Below are 17,261 nucleotides of genomic sequence, written 5' to 3'. Positions count from 1 at the left end.
CGGATACCCAGGATCGCTGGCCCCGAACGCGACGACGCCGCCCCCGGTTCGCGGGAGCGGCGTCGATGCAGAGCTGCGACGTCAGGCGTTGCCGATGTGCTTGTCGACGTTGGCCCGCGTCTCGTCGACCTTCGCGTGATGCTCGGTCGGCACGACCTTTTTGATGGCCTCGGCAGCGCCGTCGAGGACCTTGTCGCTGACCTCTTCGGCCTTCTCGCTCTTCAGCGCCTCTTCGATCTTGTCGCGGTTCTCGTCGAGGAGCTTCTTGCCCTTCGCGATGATGTCGTCCACGCCACCCATGTGCGTCTCCCTCGGTGCCGGTGCCGGCGGGATGCCGGCGTGTCGACCTTCATTGTGGAGCGGGTGGCGCGGGGAGGGGAAGGCCTCCCCGCTCCGGCGCAGGGGGTGTATCAACCGGCGAAGCCCGCGACGAACGGATCGCACGACGCGTCGACCGTCACGGGGGTGTCGCTCGCCGTCGGAGTGTGACGAAGGTCGAGCGGTCCGAGCGGTCCGCCCGGAAGCTGCACCGTGTACGAGACCGTGCGCGACTCGTTCTGTCCGAGCGTCACCATTCGACTCTCCCCGGTGTTCCCGTTCTCGTTCCCGCTTCGCGAGAGAGAGGGGATGTCACCATCGGCGGGATCCATCGCGGTGATCGTGGCACCCGGAGGCGCGAAGAACAGGGTGTCGAGCATCATCGTCGTGCGCGGCAGGCCGTAGGTGCCGTTGCGCGCACCCAGCGTGTAGGCATTGGTGATGTCATCCGTGATGCTGTTGCGCAGGTTCATCGAGACGTTGACGGTGCGATCCGCGGCGTTGCAGCTCGCGAACACCTCGGTGGCGAGGTGGTACTCGAGCTTGCCGACAGAGAAGTCGTTCAGATAGATGCCCACCTGCGTCGATGCGGCATTGTCCGTGCGCAGACCGCCGTCGAGACCGACCTCCGTCACGAGGGCCTGTGCCTGCTCGTCGGTGAACCACAGGTTGATGCGCTGCTCCTGAGCGCTGCGCGTGAGCTGGTCGAACATCGCGATGGGGTTCCACTGTCCCCCCGACAGGCGGGAGAACACCGTCGACGACACCAAGGCGAAGAACTCGTCGGACGAGCGCCCGTTGTCACCGGCGTCGCCGTAACGCTGATACGCGTCGCTGAGCACGAGCTTGACCGCGTTCTCGGCGGTGATCTGCTCGCCGGTGGGCAGATCGACAGGGCCCAGCACCTCGAGCATGTGAGAGAGCACAACGGGGTCGATCGAGATCACACCATCGAACTGCGAGCCGTCGGTGCGATCCCACAGCGATTCGAAAAGACGCGCGGTCGTCGGGAAATCGGGCGTGAACGTGAAGTCCTGCGAGTAGCGGGTGAAGGTGTCGGGGTACAGCGCCAGCGTGCTCTCGGGGAGGTCGAGCGCCGAGCGCCCCGCCTGCCCCGCCGCGTAGAACGCCATCGAGTCCGACTGTTCCTTGAGCTCGATGCGTCCGTTGTCGACGACCATCACGCTCGACGCCGCGGGGTTTCCGCCGGTGGCGCGGATCTCGGCGTTGTTCTGGAACAACACGAGGTACGTCTTGGGTCCGTCGCCGCCCGCCGCAGCCAGAAGGGACGGCAGGTACTTCTGCACGAGGGTGAGCGACGGTGCCGCCTGGTCGACGATCTGGGCGACCTGATCGAGGGGTTCGGTGACGATCGGGAGCAGATTGGTGCGGTCGATGCCGTCCGTGACGACCTTGGCGTCGGTGAACGCCGCGGTGATCTCGGGAAGCGCACCCTCGGCCTGGCGGAACGGTTCGAGGTTGATGCCACCACCCTCGACCGCGAGCGACGAGAAGTCCGACGCCGACAGCAGGGCGACCGTCGGCGGCAGGGCGCGCCCGGTCAGTTCGCGGGTCATGGCGGTGAGGCTCTGCACCGCCTCGGTGTTGTCTTTGACGAGGGGAATCGAGGATGCCAGGTCCCACAGCGGGCCGGAGGAGTTGGCGTCGGCGCGTTCGGTCTGCTCGAGAACCTCACCGGACACTTGGTTGAGGCCGGCGATGTCGCGGTTCGCGACGATCTGAGGCACGAAGGACAGCTTCGACTGCGCGCCCAGCAGATCGGTGCGGACGACACCGGCCTGGTGGGCGAAGGCCAGCGACACGGCGGCTGCGCCGCAGACGGCGAAGCCGAGGACGCCGACGGTCCAACCGGCGATCGTGGCGGCGCGCTTGCGCCGGGTGGAGACAGCGGGCTCGGCGGCCAACCCCGGTCGGCGGGACCGGTCCCTGCGGGACTGCGGGGCGGCGTCGGTCACTGCGATCCCGTCCCGCCGGCGGGTTCGTCGACCGGCGGGTCAGTGACGATCGGTGGCTGCGACGGCTCTTCGGTCGGTTCCTCTGTGGGCGGGTCAGACGGCGGGGTGCCCGGCTCGGACGGACTGCTGGGCTGAGAGGGGGCGGGCGTCGGAGAAGGGTTGGAATTGCCGGGGTTCGACGACCCACCGCCCGAATTCGACCCACCCGACCCGGGGTTGCGGGTCGAGGGCTGGCTGGGCGTCGCTTCGCGTTCCGCCTCTTCGAGGGCGAGCACGCGCTGGTTCTCCGTGCGCAAGGCGTCGACCGCCGCAGCGAACACCGGGATCTCCGAAAGGCCGTCGCCCCCGGCCTGCTGCGAGGCCCGGACGCGCGCGGCGGCGTCCGTCACGGCAGCGCGGAAGCTCTGGCTCGCCGAGTCGTTCGTCACCACGATCTTGGTCGCCTCGGTCTCGATGGCGGACCCCAACGAGGTGAGCTCCCCGCGGAAGCTGGAAAGCGCGGATGTCACCTGGGACCGCGCATCCCGGGCCGCGGTGACGAGGGCCGGCAACGAGTCCTTTGCGAGACGAACATCGTCGATCGCCTCACCGACATCGGCGAGCGACTTCTCATCGATCGATGCACGAGCGTACGTCGGCACCGTCACGGTTGTGGCGACCTCCGTCGCCTGAAGGAGCGCCATACGCGACGCTTCCGCCGCGGCCAACGGTACAGGGTCGACGCGGCCCTGAAGGGCGGTCAACACCGGACCGCTGTTCTGCGCGAGCGCTGCTCCCTCGGCGATGGATGCTGCATACAGGTCGGCCGCCGTCTGCAGCACTTTCGTGTCGTTGGCCAGCTCAGCCTCGCGCTCGCGAAGGCTGATCATGGCATCGTCGGCGGGGTTTGCGGTGGCGCGCTGCACAACGGCGAAAGACGCCGTGCCGACGATGGCGACGACGGCGAGCACCGCGGCCGCGACGCTCAGATAATTGACCGCACCCGCCTTGCGGCGACCGCCGAAGATCGGGCGCTTGCCCACCTGAGCGAGTTCCGGGGCCCGCCATCCGTCTTGCTCGACTCTCGTCCCGCCCGTTGCGACAAGGGCTGCGAGGTCGGCCTTCAACGCCGATGCGGAGGTGGCTCGCGATCCGCCGAGCTGCGCGCCGAGGTCACCCCGCGAACGCGCGTCGGAGTCCGATTCCGCTCCACCCAAAAGCTCAGCAAGACTTGGTGCCGTCCGCCCTTCGACGGAAGGGGAAGCTCCACCGACGAGATCCTTGAGCGCCGAGGAATTCGCCGGACGAGGGTCATCCGTTGCCTTTTCTTCAGCGCCGACGAGAGCGCGAAGCGATGCGGTGTCTGCGGAGCCCAGAGACGTATCGCGCCCTGCTGAAGTCTGCTCGGTGGTGGGCCCAAAGATCGTTCTGAGATCGTTCATGGCGTCTCCTGGGCGCCATCTCCGGCGCTGTTCTGCGAATGTCGTAGGGTAGTCGATGGGCGCCGGATGCGGCGCGGATTGCTCCGGGACAGAATAGCCCGAGAATTCGTGCGAGTCCTCCGGGCACCCGCTCATCTCCCCACCGGCGAATGGACGAGGCTTGGAACTGCGCGACTATCTCAGAATCCTTCACCGCAACTGGATTCTCATCCTTGCACTAACCATTCTCGGCGGTGCGGGGGCGTTCGGTTACTCGCTGCTTCAGACACCGACGTACGAGGCGAACACCCAGCTGTACGTGTCGGTGAGGTCCGACAGTTCGGGCGTCAGCGAACTAGCGCAAGGCACCAGCTTCGCTCGACAGGCAGTGGTCAGCTTCGTCGACGTCGTAGACAGCTCCGTGGTCCTGGATCGGGTGATCAACGACCTGAATCTCGACGAAACAGCACAGCAGCTGGCCAGTAAGATCGACGCGTCGTCGCCGACGAATTCCGTGATCATTGCGATCCGGACCTCAGACACGAACGCAGAACGGGCTGCAGCGATCGCCAACTCCGTCGGAAGCCACTTCGCCGATGTCGTGGTGAACCGTTTGGAAAAGCCCGAAGGCGACTCCGCTAGCCTCGTTCGGGTGGAGACAATCGAGCCAGCGCTGGTGCCGACTTCCCCGGCCTCTCCGCACACGCCAGTGAACATCGTTCTGGGTATCGCCATCGGCCTGGCCCTCGGACTTGCTGTCGCCGTGCTCCGTTCCATCCTTGACACGCGCATTCACTCTTTGCACGACATTGAGTCGGCTACCGATGCCCCCGTGCTCGGCGGCATCGCACTCGACCCTGATGCGAAGAAGCGTCCACTGATTGTGCATGCTGACCCGCGCAATCCACGTACAGAATCCTTCCGCAGTCTGCGTACCAATCTTCAGTTTGTCGATGTCGATGGATCATCGCGCTCCTTCGTTGTCTCAAGCGCCGGACCCGGCGAGGGGAAATCGACGACGACAGCCAATCTCGCGCTCGCCCTGGCTGAGACAGGAGCGCGTGTGGCGCTCGTCGACGGCGACCTCCGTCTTCCGCGTGTCGCGGACTACATGGGTTTAGAGGGCGGGGTAGGCCTGACCGATGTGCTGATCGGGCGCGCCGAGCTTGTCGACGTTCTTCAGCAATGGGGTACCGACAAACTTTTCGTTCTGCCTTCGGGACGGACGCCCCCAAACCCGTCGGAGTTGCTCGGTAGCCAGGCTATGCAGCGGACTCTTGCGGCACTGGAGGAAGCATTCGACTACGTGCTCGTGGACGCGCCTCCCCTCCTGCTCGTCACCGACGCCGCCGTCGTCTCCCGCTTCACCAGCGGCGTACTGATGGTGGCAGCCTCGGGCACCACAAAAAAACCGCAGCTCACGGCGGCCGTCGAGAAGCTGAATGCTATCGGAAGCCGCCTGTTCGGCGTCATCGTCACCATGCTCCCGGCCAAGGGCCCGGACAGCTACGGCTATGGCTCCTACTCCTACGCGACTGTTGGGGACGCGCCCAAGCCGCAGAAGGGCGAGCGTCGTTCGCGCCGAGACGAGGCCGAAAGCAAGTGAGTTTCTCAATCCTCTCCGTCTGCACTGGTAACATTTGCCGGTCCCCCGTCGCGGAACTCATGCTCGCCCGTGATCTCTCCTCTGTGGCCGGTATTCACGTCGAGAGTGCGGGAACTGGGGCACTCGTGGGTGCGGGTGTGCCTGACCCAGCGCGTCTTCGCGCAGCTTCCATCGGGATCGACGCCTCAGCCCACGAGGCTCGTCAGATCAACATGGCAATGATCCGACGTGCTGACCTCGTGCTGACGATGGCTCGCGAGCATCGGAGGGTCGTCGTCCAGCACGTACCTGCAGCGATGCGGAGGTCATTTACCTTGCGTGAATTCGCGCGCATTGCCGAAGTGGTGCGGCCACAGCTCGAAGATGCCGTACGCGCCGCCGGTGCGCAGACCGCTGAAGATGCCGTGCGCGCGGGCGTCGCGTTGGCCGCGGCCCTCCGAGGAACAGTGCCGCCGCCGGCAGATCCAAGCGACTTCGACGTCATCGACCCCTACCGACGGTCCGAAGACATTTACGAGCAATCATTCGATGAGTTGCGACCGGCCGCAGAGGTCGTCGCCTCATACCTGACTGCCGCGGCACGGGCCAGGAAATCTGATTGAGATCAGACGACCAACCCCGTCCGAACCGCCTCCTCTGGGAGAGACAACCTCCGGACTTCGGTGCGCAGTCCGGAGGTTGTTGCACACGCTGCGCTGGCAGTATGGCAGTCATTCGAGCACGAGGTTCTGTACCGTCTTTCATCGTCGTAGCCGTCTATCCTCTTTCGCATCGAAGGGCAAGGCGCCCTAGCAAGGCTGGATTTCTCGCAGTCGGGGCCCGCCTTTGGCACAATGGCCGGAAGGACGTTGCGAGTAACATCGGTAAACTTCTTGATCTTCACCCCGAGAGCGCGGCACGAGACGAGAGACGGTTACATGGCCGAAGCAGATGGATTCGAGTGGCGGCGAAATCGTCGCGACTTCATCATGGCGGGTGGAGCGGCGGCCGCGATCGCAGCTGTCGGAGGCGTTCTGACGCCCTCGGACAGTGCTCGGGCGCAGAATGAGTTTGTCGAAAGCGTAAACGGCCAAACCGGCGAGGTGACGCTCCGAGCCGCAGACATCGGAGCGCAAAGGCAGGACAGCGCGGATGCCGCGGGCATCATCGCTGACCCCTCAACCTTCCCGGGAGTCGACCCACGCGGCAACTCGGACTCGACGGACGGGCTGCAGACCGCCCTCCTAGCGACGCCCGACGGAGGACAACTCGTCCTTCCCGCCGGCCGCTACATCATCAAGGGCAACCTCAGCATCCCGAGTGGCCGATCGATCCGGATCGTTGGGTACGGTGCGACCTTGATCCACGCGGGTACGGTTCCGCTGCTGAGTGCATCCGGCCAATACAGTAGCCCTGTCGCCGTCCGTGATCTGCGCGTAGACGAGGTCAAATTCCCGAGCGGCGCGAGCGCACCCGTCTCACGATTCACAACCTCGAACGCACCGACATGGTCCGCGGGTGACGTTGTGAAGATTGTGTCCGACGACATAATCCCTGAATCTCGAGCAGGATCGGGAGGTAGTCAGTCGAGACTCGGCGAATTCGCCGTCGTGCACGCCACAGAAGGCAACTTGACGACGCTGGCAGCGCCACTGCGCGAGGCCCACGCAACAAACATCCGTGCCGCGGCCACGTCCGAGCAAACGTTGACACTGGAGGGGATGACTTTCGACACAACGGATGTGGGTGTCACGAATTCTCGTGGCGTCACGGTGCATCTCATGCGTCTTCGGGAACCCATCATCCGCAACGTGAGGGTTCGTCGCGCTTCCGCTATCGCGTTCCAGTTGAGTTCTTGCTTCGGGTACTCGATCACGAACTGCCTGGTGGACGGGATCACGGAAAATCTGTCGAACGGGCAGCTGGGCTACGGCATTTTGGACAACGGCTCCGCTTTCGGTCGCATCACGGGCGGCCTATTCCGACGAGTTCGGCACGCATACACGGACGATTCCCCTCGAGTGCCCGCCAACAGCGCCCCTAGCTCCTACGGCCGCACCTACGGTACACAGATCGTGGGCGCTGTAGCTACGATGACTTATAACAACGCTTGGGATACCCATCACGCATCAGAAGGAGTCCAGTTCATTGGATGCACCGCGGTTGGCGGCATTCCACAAGGCGATAAGGGCTACGCAGGCTTTGGACTCCGCGGGAAGAATCATCGCGTCTCCGGTTGCGTGTCCATAGACATGGAATCTGGCGTTTCCGTCTTCACCGAAGGCGCGAGTGGGCAGTCTTACGGTCACACCGTCAGTGATCTGCTGGTGCGCAGAGCCACGAGCGCTGCTCTGATCGTCAATATCCACGGGGACAATCATCCGGACGCGCGAACGCGGTCACCCGAGCAGACGCTCCGAGCGACCGATATCGTCGCCGACGAATGCCGTCGACTGCTATACGCCATCAACGCAAACGTTCGATTGAGTAATGCCGAATACACTCCACCGCTGGGCGTGAGCAAGGGCGAGTACAACGGAATCACCAACCGCAACTCGTACATCGAGGCGCGCGGCATCCTGCTCGACTACACGCAGAACACGACTGGGGTGCCGCAGCCGTTTCTAGCGGTATCGACAGACAGTTCATGGTCACCGGGTCGCCAAGAGACTGTCCTCGACGGCGTACGGATCAGATCGACACCGTCCGTTCGCAGCCGCGTCTCACGACCCTTCATCGGCGGCTCGCACATGATTAACGCGCGGGGGGTGGAGTTCAACGAGACGTTCACGGTGCTGCCGGGCGACCGTCACGAGAGTTCTCTTATCGAGTGGCGTTGCAATAGTGACCCCGGGCAGGCGCCGCAAGACCAGAATTCGGCATTCTTCTACCTGGGAAATACAGAACTGCTCGAGGACCCAATGACGAGGGTTCGACAGTCACCAGACCCCAGCGTGATCGTCAAAGTGAACCCCAGTACACAAAACCTTCTCGTCAAGAAATTTGTGAACGGCTACATACGAGGACAGATCGTTACCTTTTGGATCCAGGACCTGGTTTCAGGATCCTGGAAAATCTCTACGGACTCCACAACCGGGATCGTTCTGTATGGCACCACTTCGCGAATCCTCCGCAAGAACGATCAGCTTCAGATCGTCTGGGACGGTTCTGTTTGGCGGGAATTGGCCTGAGATCCTGCCATCGAAGCTGGTGAGATCGCAATTCTCCGGTGCATCACCCAGGAGGGATCTAGGGAGCGCCCCACGAGGGTAACGGCGGCGGACTTACCGTGCGCGCCGATGATGAGGTTCCCTTCCCATGACCCCGGAAGGCGCCGATCCGACGCCGTCTCTGGCCGGTCATCGATCGAGACCGTCCCCACGATCGGAGCACCGCGCTCACCCACGGGCTTACGCGGCTGCCTCGCCGTGCGCCTCGATCGCAGCAGGATGCCGTGCTGGGCGAGCTCCCCTTTGGAGAGCGCGTAGATCCACCGGTAGATCGCTTCGTGCGACACGGTCCTGCCTGCAGCGTTCGGCGACTCATCCATGGTGTCAACGCTCGCGTCTGTCGCCTCAAGGAGCAACCGGCCGATCTGCCGCGGTGTTCGCGACCGCTTCAGATCAGCGCGCACCCGCTCGGCGAGCACCTCGTCAGCGTCAATGAGTCGATGCTGCGGGCGCCGGCGGCGCCGCTCGGCACGGCAGTCAGCGGACACCGGCTTGTACTCTCCGGGAGCCAATGAGTTCCGAGCACGCTCGCGCCACACCACCGTCCTATCCCGATCGATCAACTCACCGATCTCAGAATCCGACGCCCTTGCTTGATCCCGACCACGATCTGAGCGCGATCCAGAAACGACAACACCCGACGCACCATCCAACAACCCCCTCGTAGCTACGACGATATGACACCGCCCCCTGTCAACATTCAGATGCGACTGCTTTCGCGAATGCTATCGTCTGGTAGATGATTTGGAACGCGACGTCGTCCAGCGTGAGATCTTCGCGCACACCGATAACCGCCGCGTCATCGCCGTAACATTTTTGGAAGATGTAACGGGCGCGAGCCACGTGGGGCGTAAATGTGACGACCACGGGGTGTTTAAAGCCTAAGCGAGCGGACTCTAGGTGGAGAGCGGCAGCCTCCCCTGCTGTCGTGGCAGGCTTCGCGGCGACACAAATTCTCGGCGCAACGTAGCAACGACTGTTGTTCGGCTTTGAGACAATGAGAGGAATGTTCCCTCCGCGCTCAGCGACAATGCGTTCTGCAGCCTCGATACGGGCGTGAGTTGCCGGCCCGAGGACAAAGACTGCATCCACCTCGCTGAGCTGATCGTCCGCCGGGAATGTGAACGCAATCACCCCCACCGCGATCCAACTAAAAAGCAGAGCGAGAAGGATACTGCCGACAATTATCGGTCCTCGAGACGCTTTTCGCACATCATCTCCTATAAATTTCCACCTTCGCGTCCTGGCGCCAATTTATACCGTCAGCTGCTCGATCGCTCGCACATGGACCCTGCGCTTATATCCGAGTACGCGCCTAGGAAAAGGCGCACGGCCCCGCCATCAGCGTGCAGGTTCGTCGCGACGCACGTGTCTATCAGCTGGAGAATCAGCTGAGGTTGGAGAGAAAATTGTCGGCTGCCATGCTAAGCAGGATGAGGGCGGCAACGGAGCCGAAGCTGGCGAAGTTGATGAGGATCAGGGCGACCCAGTCGGGCAGATGGCGCTCGGTCACGGCCCTTCGATTGGTCTGCACAACGTCAGCATAGATCTTCTGACCCAGGTGGGCGCGAGCAGACGGTGTCCGGTTTCGCGAACGGTCACGCCGCAGGCGTAGAGCGACGTGATCACCTCAACGAACTGGGGCATCTGTCTCGGCCCCGTGCGCCAGGTTACGCGCGACCGTGGCGTCTCTGGCGTGCGCGGCTTAAGCTCTCCGGCAGCGGTGACCGCCATTCGATCACAACCCTGCGCGAGAAGTGTCACGTGGATGGGCTTGCAGATCAACATCGTCCTAGCGCCCGTGCAGTGCACCTGGGCCCACGGCTCGGCTGTCCGACGAATTGTCGAACCCGGTCGCCCACTGGACTCTCAGGCACGCTCATCGGGGCTGCGGAAGTACTACGCCACTTCCTGCTCGATTGTTGAAGCCGCCTGCATTCAAGCCACACCCTCAAAGTTCCTCGACGCCAACTCGGTCACCACCGGTAAGCGCGCGGCGACCCGTCGACGGAACGCGTCCAGCCGCTCCGGAGCGATTCGCTCGATCGCGGTGGCGCCGAAGCCTGGAGAAGGCTCGAGGAGAAGATCGGGCGTCTCAAAAAGCTCCGCCAGGCCTTCAACTTTCCCCTGCGTGGAAACCACAAGTGCCGGCGTTCCCTGGCTCAGCGCCATGATTGCAAGGTGCATTCGCCCGGTGACAACGGCCTCTGCCCGTCTCGTCAAAGAGCGAACTCCCGAGGGTTCGAGAAGTCGATCCACGAAGATTACCCGGTCCGCCGGATACCCCTGCGCCACACGAGCCCCTTCCTCGATGTCTCCGTGAGGTCCACGTTGGACATGCGGCAAGACCACGACGTTTCGGTCGGAGGCGAGAATGGCATCGATTACCTCACGAAGTTCCGAAACTTGATCGAGGCCGCGCGCAACCAGCGCGCTGGCATTCACTATCACGAATGCGCGCCCGGCGATCCGTTCGAATTCCTCCCGTTGGGTGATCGCGGGATTGTTGGTCGTCAATTGGAAGACCGTGTCAGAGGTTCCCACCGCCTTCGGGAGACCGTCGGCGTGGATACGGCGGAGAGATACGGGGTCGCGCACGAACAGCTGAACGCCCGCGTCGTGCGCCGCCCTTGCATACGCCGCGACGATTGCCGGGGAACGTCCGTTCCAGCTGAAGCCGAGGAGACGACTGGGCACGCCCTTCCGGGCGAAGCAAAGGGCGAGATTCCACCGCGCCACACTGGCCACTGGATTGTAGCCACCGTCCATGATGTCGGCACCGGTCACACTCAGCGATCGAGTCTCGGATACCAGTCGCCCCAAACGCCATACGTCGACCCAATGTCGGACACCGGTGAGCTGCATGAGCGCGGGCATCGCCGCGGTCTCGACGCGGCCGGGATCAGGGTTATTCAGCGCACCGGACGAAGGCAGGATGGCCAGCACTCGGCCGGAGGAATTCTCAGCGAACGCCTCGAACATTGCCTGGTCGCCGATGTTACCCCCGCCGGGGGCTGTGATAAGTACGTGGACAGGGGGTTGTTTGGATGGAAATAGCGCACCCAGGGCGAACACGACACGATCGACCCGAGGGAAGCCCCACCGTCCGAGGGATCGGATTTTGGATCTCATCAAGGCGTCTCCTCCGACGATGGCGCGGTTTTCCGCAGTGGATTGAGCCCGTGAAGCCGAGCGCTTGTGCACCGCTCCCCAGATCTCTGGGAGGTGCATCCGAAACAGGTGGACTGGCTCGGCACGATGCGGATGCAGTTGCGGCGGGCCAAGAACTAATCTAGACCGATTCCCGTACTGTCCTCGCCAGGACGTCCGCCGTGAATGAGGGCTACCGGGCCGGGCAGTCTTCATTCAAAACGTATCGATTCTGGGCACAGCAAGTGCAGCGCAGCGAGGCGTGACACGTCGTTGTTCAGATCTCGTACGTCGCCATCTCCCTCGACCACATTCACGTTGGAGATTTGCACGCCGGATTTAATCTGCTCGCAAGCGTTCCGACCGATCTGCAAGACGGTTGATTCATCAGGGACGTCGCCTCGCCACGCGGTGCCCACAGCGTCGAGGAACTGGCTGTCACCTGCTTCATACGTCTGCTCATCCCGCTCCCCGGCATCTCCGCCCGGTACCGACGGGACAACTTCATCCGCCGGAGCACCCGGATCCGCGGGTGGAATGGAATCCGATTCATCCGCAGACGGGGCTGAAGTGACGCTATCCACTGGCTGCTCGTTATCGGTCGGGGCGCCCGACTCCGGGGGAGAGTCCGAAGCCCCTTGACCCGTTGAGGTACTCGAACCGTCGGACGACTGATGATCCTGTCCATCGTCCGGTGCGACCGCCGACCCGCTTCTCGACACCTCGGTGCAACCGGACAGCGCGAGAGAGAGGATAAGCAGTAATACAATCATTCTGCGCATGACGGTGACCTTATCCCACCCTAGAGAGTCTGTATACGTTCCGATGTTGGCGAGGCGATGGCGCTTTTCTCGCCGAGGCGCGGAGATGCCAGAGCGAGCAAAGCACCAAGGATGGGCCACCAAATCTGCGGTACTCCGTTCGTCGAGAACGGCGAATTGATCAGGCAGGTCACCAAGAGGCCCACGAGGACGACGGTGAGTGGCGTCGTCGCAGTTCCGATTACGCGTCGCGCGCGCCGTAGGACGATGAACATCGCGACCAAGAGCCCCAAAAATGCCGCGAGGTCGACAAGTCCACCTCGAACAATGAGTCCCAGCCATTGCGACTCGGGCGAGTTCCACACCAACATCGACGGGAAAACAGACCAATTGTCTGGGAACGTGTATGTTTGCTGACCCCACCCGGTCAAGGGCCGCTGTTCGATGGCCGGGATGGTCTCCGTCTGCCATATCCGAACTCGGTAAGCCACGGTAGAGGGCAACCACCGCAGGGACTCGTCCGTGTAGCGACTGACGACTGCCTGATCTTCGAGTCGTTGTTCGATGCTGGAGCCGAAGATCTGCCAAGCGATCAGACCTCCGCCCGCGGCCACGACGAGATAGAGCGGATTGACCTTGAGCCGCAGGATGGTCACCAAGATGACAGCGGCGCAGACGGCGATTGTTCCGAACGTGAGGGTCGAAACCTGTCCGACGAAGAGAACGACGATGCCGACGACCGCGATGCCTCTGCGTCCCAGTCCCTTCTCCCCTCTCGACATCAATATCTCCAGACAGAACAGAGCGGTCGCTACGCAGAGATACCCTCCAAGCGACGTCCAGTGGCCGATCGTGCTCGTGGCGCGCAGATCGTCACGACCGGCGTCAACACGGTTCTGGAGTCCTCCCACGCTGACGTTCTGCAGAATCCACTCCATCACCCCCGGGAAGCGTATGAGCTGCAGGACAGCCACAATGGCCACGAGAATGGCGGGCAAGGCGAGATAGAAGCAGAAGGTCCGGAAATCCTGCCGGGATCGTATGACTAACCGAGCCGGAAAGGTAGACAGATACAACAGAACGAGAGTGGTCATCGCTCCTGTTGCGACGGAGTGCCCGAGATCGGAAGCGTTGAAGATCTCAACCACGGCTCGGATGAAGATCAGCGTGATCATCGCGAAGTCGAACGGGCCCAGAACCAGACGTGCAGACTCCCGACCGGCATGAATGAACGCGATCGCGAGGGCGACGACGATCAGCATGGTGCTGGGGGACGGTGCTGACCCCAGAGCTTCCGGCCAATGCACGCTCACGATGGCAGCAGAAAAACCCACAAGGGCGCCGACGATGCGCACTGTCCCCGACCGCGCGTCTGATCGCTTCGAGAGGGCTGTCGTCATGGTTCTATCCAATGTTCCGAATGCCTTTCGCCGCGGCGCCGCGGCTCATCTTTTGAACTTACCGACAATGGCTCGCTTCACCAGCCCGACGATGGAAAGGACATCAGCGCGAAAGTGTGGCCAGATCGCACAAACCAGGAGCATGGACAGCGCCATGGTTCCGATGCCGATGGCAGCTTGCGCCCACACGGACAAACCGGTGGTGAGGGTCCACACTCCGTAGGTCGCCGCCGCCGCCGCGACGTAGGCCAGAGTGATAGCACCAACGCTTCGCGCCATACGGCCCACGGGGGCCGCACGCAGGATCCGCAAGTAGATGAGGCTCGCAGGCCAGGCGATGACGAGTCCGATCGTGTACCCCCACACCACTCCGTACAGACCGAAGGGCGCTCCAGCGACGACCAATCCGATCTGCAGGGGTCGCATGACCATTGCGTAATAGAGATGCTGTCGAGTGAGCCCTCGCGCGAGGAAGACCCAGTAGGCGGCGTAGGCGGCGCTTTCCGCCACACCGGCGATCGCAAGTATCTGGAAGATCGGGACGACCGATCCCCACTGCGGGCCCAGCACGATCTCGACGAGAGGGCTGGCCAAGGCAGCCGAGAGAGAGAAAACGAGCAGCACGGCGTGAAGCAACATCGACTGGCCGCGGATAAGGAAAGCGTCGAACCGGGTTGGCTCCGACTGCACTCGCGAAAGCACCGGAAGAGCGACTCTCGTTGACGGCGCATTCAACTGAGCAAGCGGGAGGGTCAGGAGCTGGTATGCACGGTTGTAGGCTCCCAGCTGCGCAGCACCCAAGTTGGCTCCGATGATCACCCCGCTAAGGTTCTTGGCGCCGTACGCCAGGGCGTAAACACCAAGAAGGTTCATTCCGTATCCGAAAAAGGATCGAATGCTTTCGTTCCGCGTATACAACCCCGGAATCCAGCGCGCAACGGAGACAAGGAACGCAGCCGCGACAGCGGCCTGGGTGACCTGCTGCACGACCAGCGCCCAGAATCCCCACCCCAGCAGACCCACAGCGATGCCCGCCGCAAGCCCGACCCCTTGGCCCGCGATCTCCGCGGCGTTCAGCTTGAGGAACTGGAGGCGACGAGTCAAGTCCGCGCGATACTGCGTTGACAGTCCGTTCAGGAAGAACGTGATCGACAACGCCTGGGTGATTGGAACCAAGTCGGGTTCCCCATAGAGCAAGGCGATGGCCGGCGCAAGGGCTGCGGTGACTCCCGTTAGGACCAAGCCGATGAGGGTGTTGACCCAGAACAGATTGTCGCGCTGACCGCGGGTAAGCGTCGGCGCCTGCACGGCGGCCATAGAGAGCCCGAAATCACGGAAGACCTCGGCGATGCCGATTATCGCCGTCACCATCGCGACGAGGCCAAACTGCTCGGGCGTGAGGATTCGAGCGAGTGTGACGATCGAGATGAACTGCAGCCCGATCCGCAGCCCCTGCGATCCCAGGGTCACGAGCGCGCCGCCCGCGGCCGACCTGCCCAGGTTAGATCCAGAGCTGTTATCAGACACGGACTGTCCGGTCCGCAAGTGACCGGTAAAGCTCACGGTGACGCGCACCGATCGCTTCCCAATCGCGCTGCGCCATGGCGGGCGTTCGCTCGGTTCGCGGAGCTTCCGACCACGCGAGACCCCGTCGCAAGACTTCAGAGGTCATTTCGCCGTCGAACAGCTGCATCCACTCGGGGCCCACTTCTGCGGCGATCGCCTCATTCACTGCAGAACGAGGTACCAGAACAGGACGTCCGAGTGAGAGGGCGACGAAGAGAGCACCAGAGTTATTCATCTCGAGATATGGAAGGACCACGAGCTGTGCACGCGTCACCTCCGCAACAAGTTCCTCATCGGCGACGAATCTCAAGTCGAGCCCGATCTGCGTGATCCCTGCGGCCGCTTGGACTATCTCGGCCCGCAGCCAGTCCTCCTGGGGTCTGCCCACTACGGACAGAAACTCGCCCGGTCGCGCTGTCTCCGCGAAGACCTCAATGAGGCGAGGAACGTTTTTGTAGGGGCGGATCAAGCCGAAGAAGACGACTCGGCTCATCTCCATCTCGCTGTGCGGGTGACGTGCGAAGCGTTCCTTGTAGTGCCCATGCGGGATGTACACCGTCGGGACCTTGAGCGGAGTCGACTGGGCGGGGTTGAGTGCGACGCTCACGCTCACGCGGTCCAGAAGAGCGCGCACACGCGATTGCTCCCCACCGCTCGCCGCCTCGTGCGGATCGAGGTTATGCATCGTCCACACCACCGGTGTTCGGCTCAGCCGCAGCCGGAGGATGAGTAGCCGCATCGCTGCGCGCTTACCCCAACCGCGCGCCCCGCGAGATGCCCGCGCGAGATACTCCGGCCAATGCACATGGAAGATGTCATATCTTCCAATGAGCGCTCGGTGCCATGAAAAGAAAAAGACTTGCACGTCGGGCGCCTCGACCGCAGCCATGTGATCGGCGTACCGAGTAACCGTGCCGTCAGGCGCCGCCATGGAGTGCAGCACTCTGGCCGGGCGTCCCCGAACGGTTTCTTCGATCCGAGCGGCAAGAGCATCGAGCTGCGACGATGCGTCGCTCACGGCTCCGAGGATGTCCTCCCCAGCGGCGACGGCCTTTCGAAGGGCCCGGCTCGCGTTCCCGGAACGAAGGTCCTCGAGGTCGATGCTCGGCGCCGCCAGACCAGCCGCGTCGAGCGTACGTCGTGCCTTCTCCACCGAGACGAACCCGAACGGGACGGGTATCGCGCCCTCCGTCGCGGCGATGATGAGACCATGGACGCGATCGCTCAGGATGAGCTGCGTCCGCGCGTACACGGATCGCACGCGGGCTTCGATGTCGGCGTGATCCCCCGACCCCCACTCGACGAAATCGCAGTTCAGCTGCTGCGCGAGCGCACGACCGGGCGCGTCATCGGCTGCGACTTGTGCAACCACGATCGGACGCAGGTTGAGCTCGACACTAATATCACGCAGAGCGCTGACATCATCAACGGTCGGCTGAGCACGATCTCCACGGAACGACAACGCAAGCAGGTCGCGCGGCACCCCCTCTGTGGCGAAACGTGGCCCCTCACCCATCGCCCAGTCAGGAAAGACGGACCCCTTGCCGATGAAGTCGCGACTCCATTCGTCGCGCCACGTCACGATCTCGCAAACCCGCGCGGTCGCTCTGATACCCATGGGCCAACGCCCCACCGGACGACGGATGCCGACTCCAGTTTGATGCACGGCGCCTCCGCGCAACCGGAGCAACAGGCCCTCCACGACGAAGGCGGTGCGCATAAGAAGCGAGCGACGATCTGCGATCGCTTCACCAGGACTCATCAGAACAACGGTCCGTCGTAGCAACGAGCTCCGCACGATCGCCAGGTGCCATCGCCATTCCGACGTGTACGCGGTGGTGCGGTTCGACATCTCCAGACCAGCGAGATATCCCC

At 63.2% G+C, this 17,261-nt stretch carries 13 protein-coding genes; 3 read left to right on the top strand and 10 right to left on the bottom strand.

The genetic code is table 11. From position 1 onward, the window contains the following. Positions 1-81: 81 nt before the first annotated feature. From IFR11_RS14745 to IFR11_RS14735, 3 genes are all read right to left on the bottom strand, one after another. Positions 82-300 carry a hypothetical protein gene (locus IFR11_RS14745; RefSeq protein ID WP_191916657.1) on the bottom strand — a complete coding sequence of 73 codons (219 nt, stop codon included), beginning with the start codon at positions 298-300 and terminating at the stop codon, positions 82-84. Positions 301-410: 110 nt separating this feature from the next. Next, positions 411-2,294: a DUF4012 domain-containing protein gene (locus IFR11_RS14740; protein WP_191916656.1), complete on the bottom strand. Its 1,884-nt coding sequence runs from the start codon at positions 2,292-2,294 to the stop codon at positions 411-413. After that, positions 2,291-3,715 (bottom strand): hypothetical protein, encoded by a 1,425-nt coding sequence (locus tag IFR11_RS14735; protein WP_191916655.1) that lies wholly within the window; start codon positions 3,713-3,715, stop codon positions 2,291-2,293. The genes IFR11_RS14740 and IFR11_RS14735 overlap by 4 nt, the downstream gene beginning before the upstream one ends. A gap of 160 nt (positions 3,716-3,875) precedes the next feature. Here IFR11_RS14735 and IFR11_RS14730 point away from each other — a divergent pair, with 160 nt between their 5' ends. From IFR11_RS14730 to IFR11_RS14720, 3 genes are all read left to right on the top strand, one after another. After that, positions 3,876-5,300: a polysaccharide biosynthesis tyrosine autokinase gene (locus IFR11_RS14730; protein WP_191916654.1), complete on the top strand. Its 1,425-nt coding sequence runs from the start codon at positions 3,876-3,878 to the stop codon at positions 5,298-5,300. Then, complete coding sequence (locus tag IFR11_RS14725; RefSeq protein ID WP_191916653.1) at positions 5,297-5,902, top strand: arsenate reductase/protein-tyrosine-phosphatase family protein; 606 nt, start codon at positions 5,297-5,299, stop codon at positions 5,900-5,902. Before IFR11_RS14730 ends, IFR11_RS14725 begins: the two co-directional genes overlap by 4 nt. Positions 5,903-6,217: 315 nt before the next feature. Beyond that, on the top strand, positions 6,218-8,470 hold the full coding sequence (locus IFR11_RS14720) for a hypothetical protein (protein WP_191916652.1): 2,253 nt from the start codon (positions 6,218-6,220) through the stop codon (positions 8,468-8,470). A gap of 732 nt (positions 8,471-9,202) precedes the next feature. Here IFR11_RS14720 and IFR11_RS14715 read toward each other — a convergent pair. The 7 genes from IFR11_RS14715 to IFR11_RS14685 all read right to left on the bottom strand — a co-directional run bounded on the left by IFR11_RS14715 (position 9,203) and on the right by IFR11_RS14685 (position 17,238). After that, positions 9,203-9,721, bottom strand: coding sequence for a YdcF family protein (locus tag IFR11_RS14715; protein WP_191916651.1), 519 nt, complete (start codon positions 9,719-9,721; stop codon positions 9,203-9,205). A gap of 175 nt (positions 9,722-9,896) precedes the next feature. Then, positions 9,897-10,043, bottom strand: coding sequence for a hypothetical protein (locus tag IFR11_RS14710; RefSeq protein ID WP_191916650.1), 147 nt, complete (start codon positions 10,041-10,043; stop codon positions 9,897-9,899). A 404-nt stretch (positions 10,044-10,447) separates the two neighbouring features. Next, positions 10,448-11,491 carry a polysaccharide pyruvyl transferase family protein gene (locus tag IFR11_RS14705; protein ID WP_191916649.1) on the bottom strand — a complete coding sequence of 348 codons (1,044 nt, stop codon included), beginning with the start codon at positions 11,489-11,491 and terminating at the stop codon, positions 10,448-10,450. Between the two features lie 380 nt (positions 11,492-11,871). Further along, positions 11,872-12,243, bottom strand: coding sequence for a hypothetical protein (locus IFR11_RS14700; RefSeq protein WP_191916648.1), 372 nt, complete (start codon positions 12,241-12,243; stop codon positions 11,872-11,874). Between the two features lie 218 nt (positions 12,244-12,461). Then, complete coding sequence (locus IFR11_RS14695) at positions 12,462-13,820, bottom strand: O-antigen ligase family protein (RefSeq protein WP_191916647.1); 1,359 nt, start codon at positions 13,818-13,820, stop codon at positions 12,462-12,464. A 45-nt stretch (positions 13,821-13,865) separates the two neighbouring features. After that, a complete protein-coding gene (locus tag IFR11_RS14690) occupies positions 13,866-15,347 on the bottom strand; it encodes a lipopolysaccharide biosynthesis protein (RefSeq protein WP_191916646.1) in 1,482 nt (493 codons plus the stop codon). Then, the gene (locus IFR11_RS14685; protein ID WP_191916645.1) at positions 15,340-17,238 is read right to left on the bottom strand and encodes a hypothetical protein; all 1,899 of its coding nucleotides are present in this window, start codon (positions 17,236-17,238) and stop codon (positions 15,340-15,342) included. Before IFR11_RS14685 ends, IFR11_RS14690 begins: the two co-directional genes overlap by 8 nt. Positions 17,239-17,261: the final 23 nt, after the last annotated feature.

This window comes from Microbacterium sp. CFBP 8801 (genome assembly GCF_014839455.1).
In the GTDB taxonomy this organism is placed as follows: Bacteria; Actinomycetota; Actinomycetes; order Actinomycetales; family Microbacteriaceae; genus Microbacterium.
This window is presented reverse-complemented; position numbering and strand designations above follow the sequence as displayed.

Coding starts and splice junctions, on each gene's coding strand:
- IFR11_RS14705 (WP_191916649.1), bottom strand. CDS start 11,491: ATGTTCGAGGCGTTCGCTGAGAATTCCTCCGGCCGAGTGCTGGCCATC.
- IFR11_RS14735 (WP_191916655.1), bottom strand. CDS start 3,715: ATGAACGATCTCAGAACGATCTTTGGGCCCACCACCGAGCAGACTTCA.
- IFR11_RS14685 (WP_191916645.1), bottom strand. CDS start 17,238: ATGTCGAACCGCACCACCGCGTACACGTCGGAATGGCGATGGCACCTG.
- IFR11_RS14720 (WP_191916652.1), top strand. CDS start 6,218: ATGGCCGAAGCAGATGGATTCGAGTGGCGGCGAAATCGTCGCGACTTC.
- IFR11_RS14695 (WP_191916647.1), bottom strand. CDS start 13,820: ATGACGACAGCCCTCTCGAAGCGATCAGACGCGCGGTCGGGGACAGTG.
- IFR11_RS14745 (WP_191916657.1), bottom strand. CDS start 300: ATGGGTGGCGTGGACGACATCATCGCGAAGGGCAAGAAGCTCCTCGAC.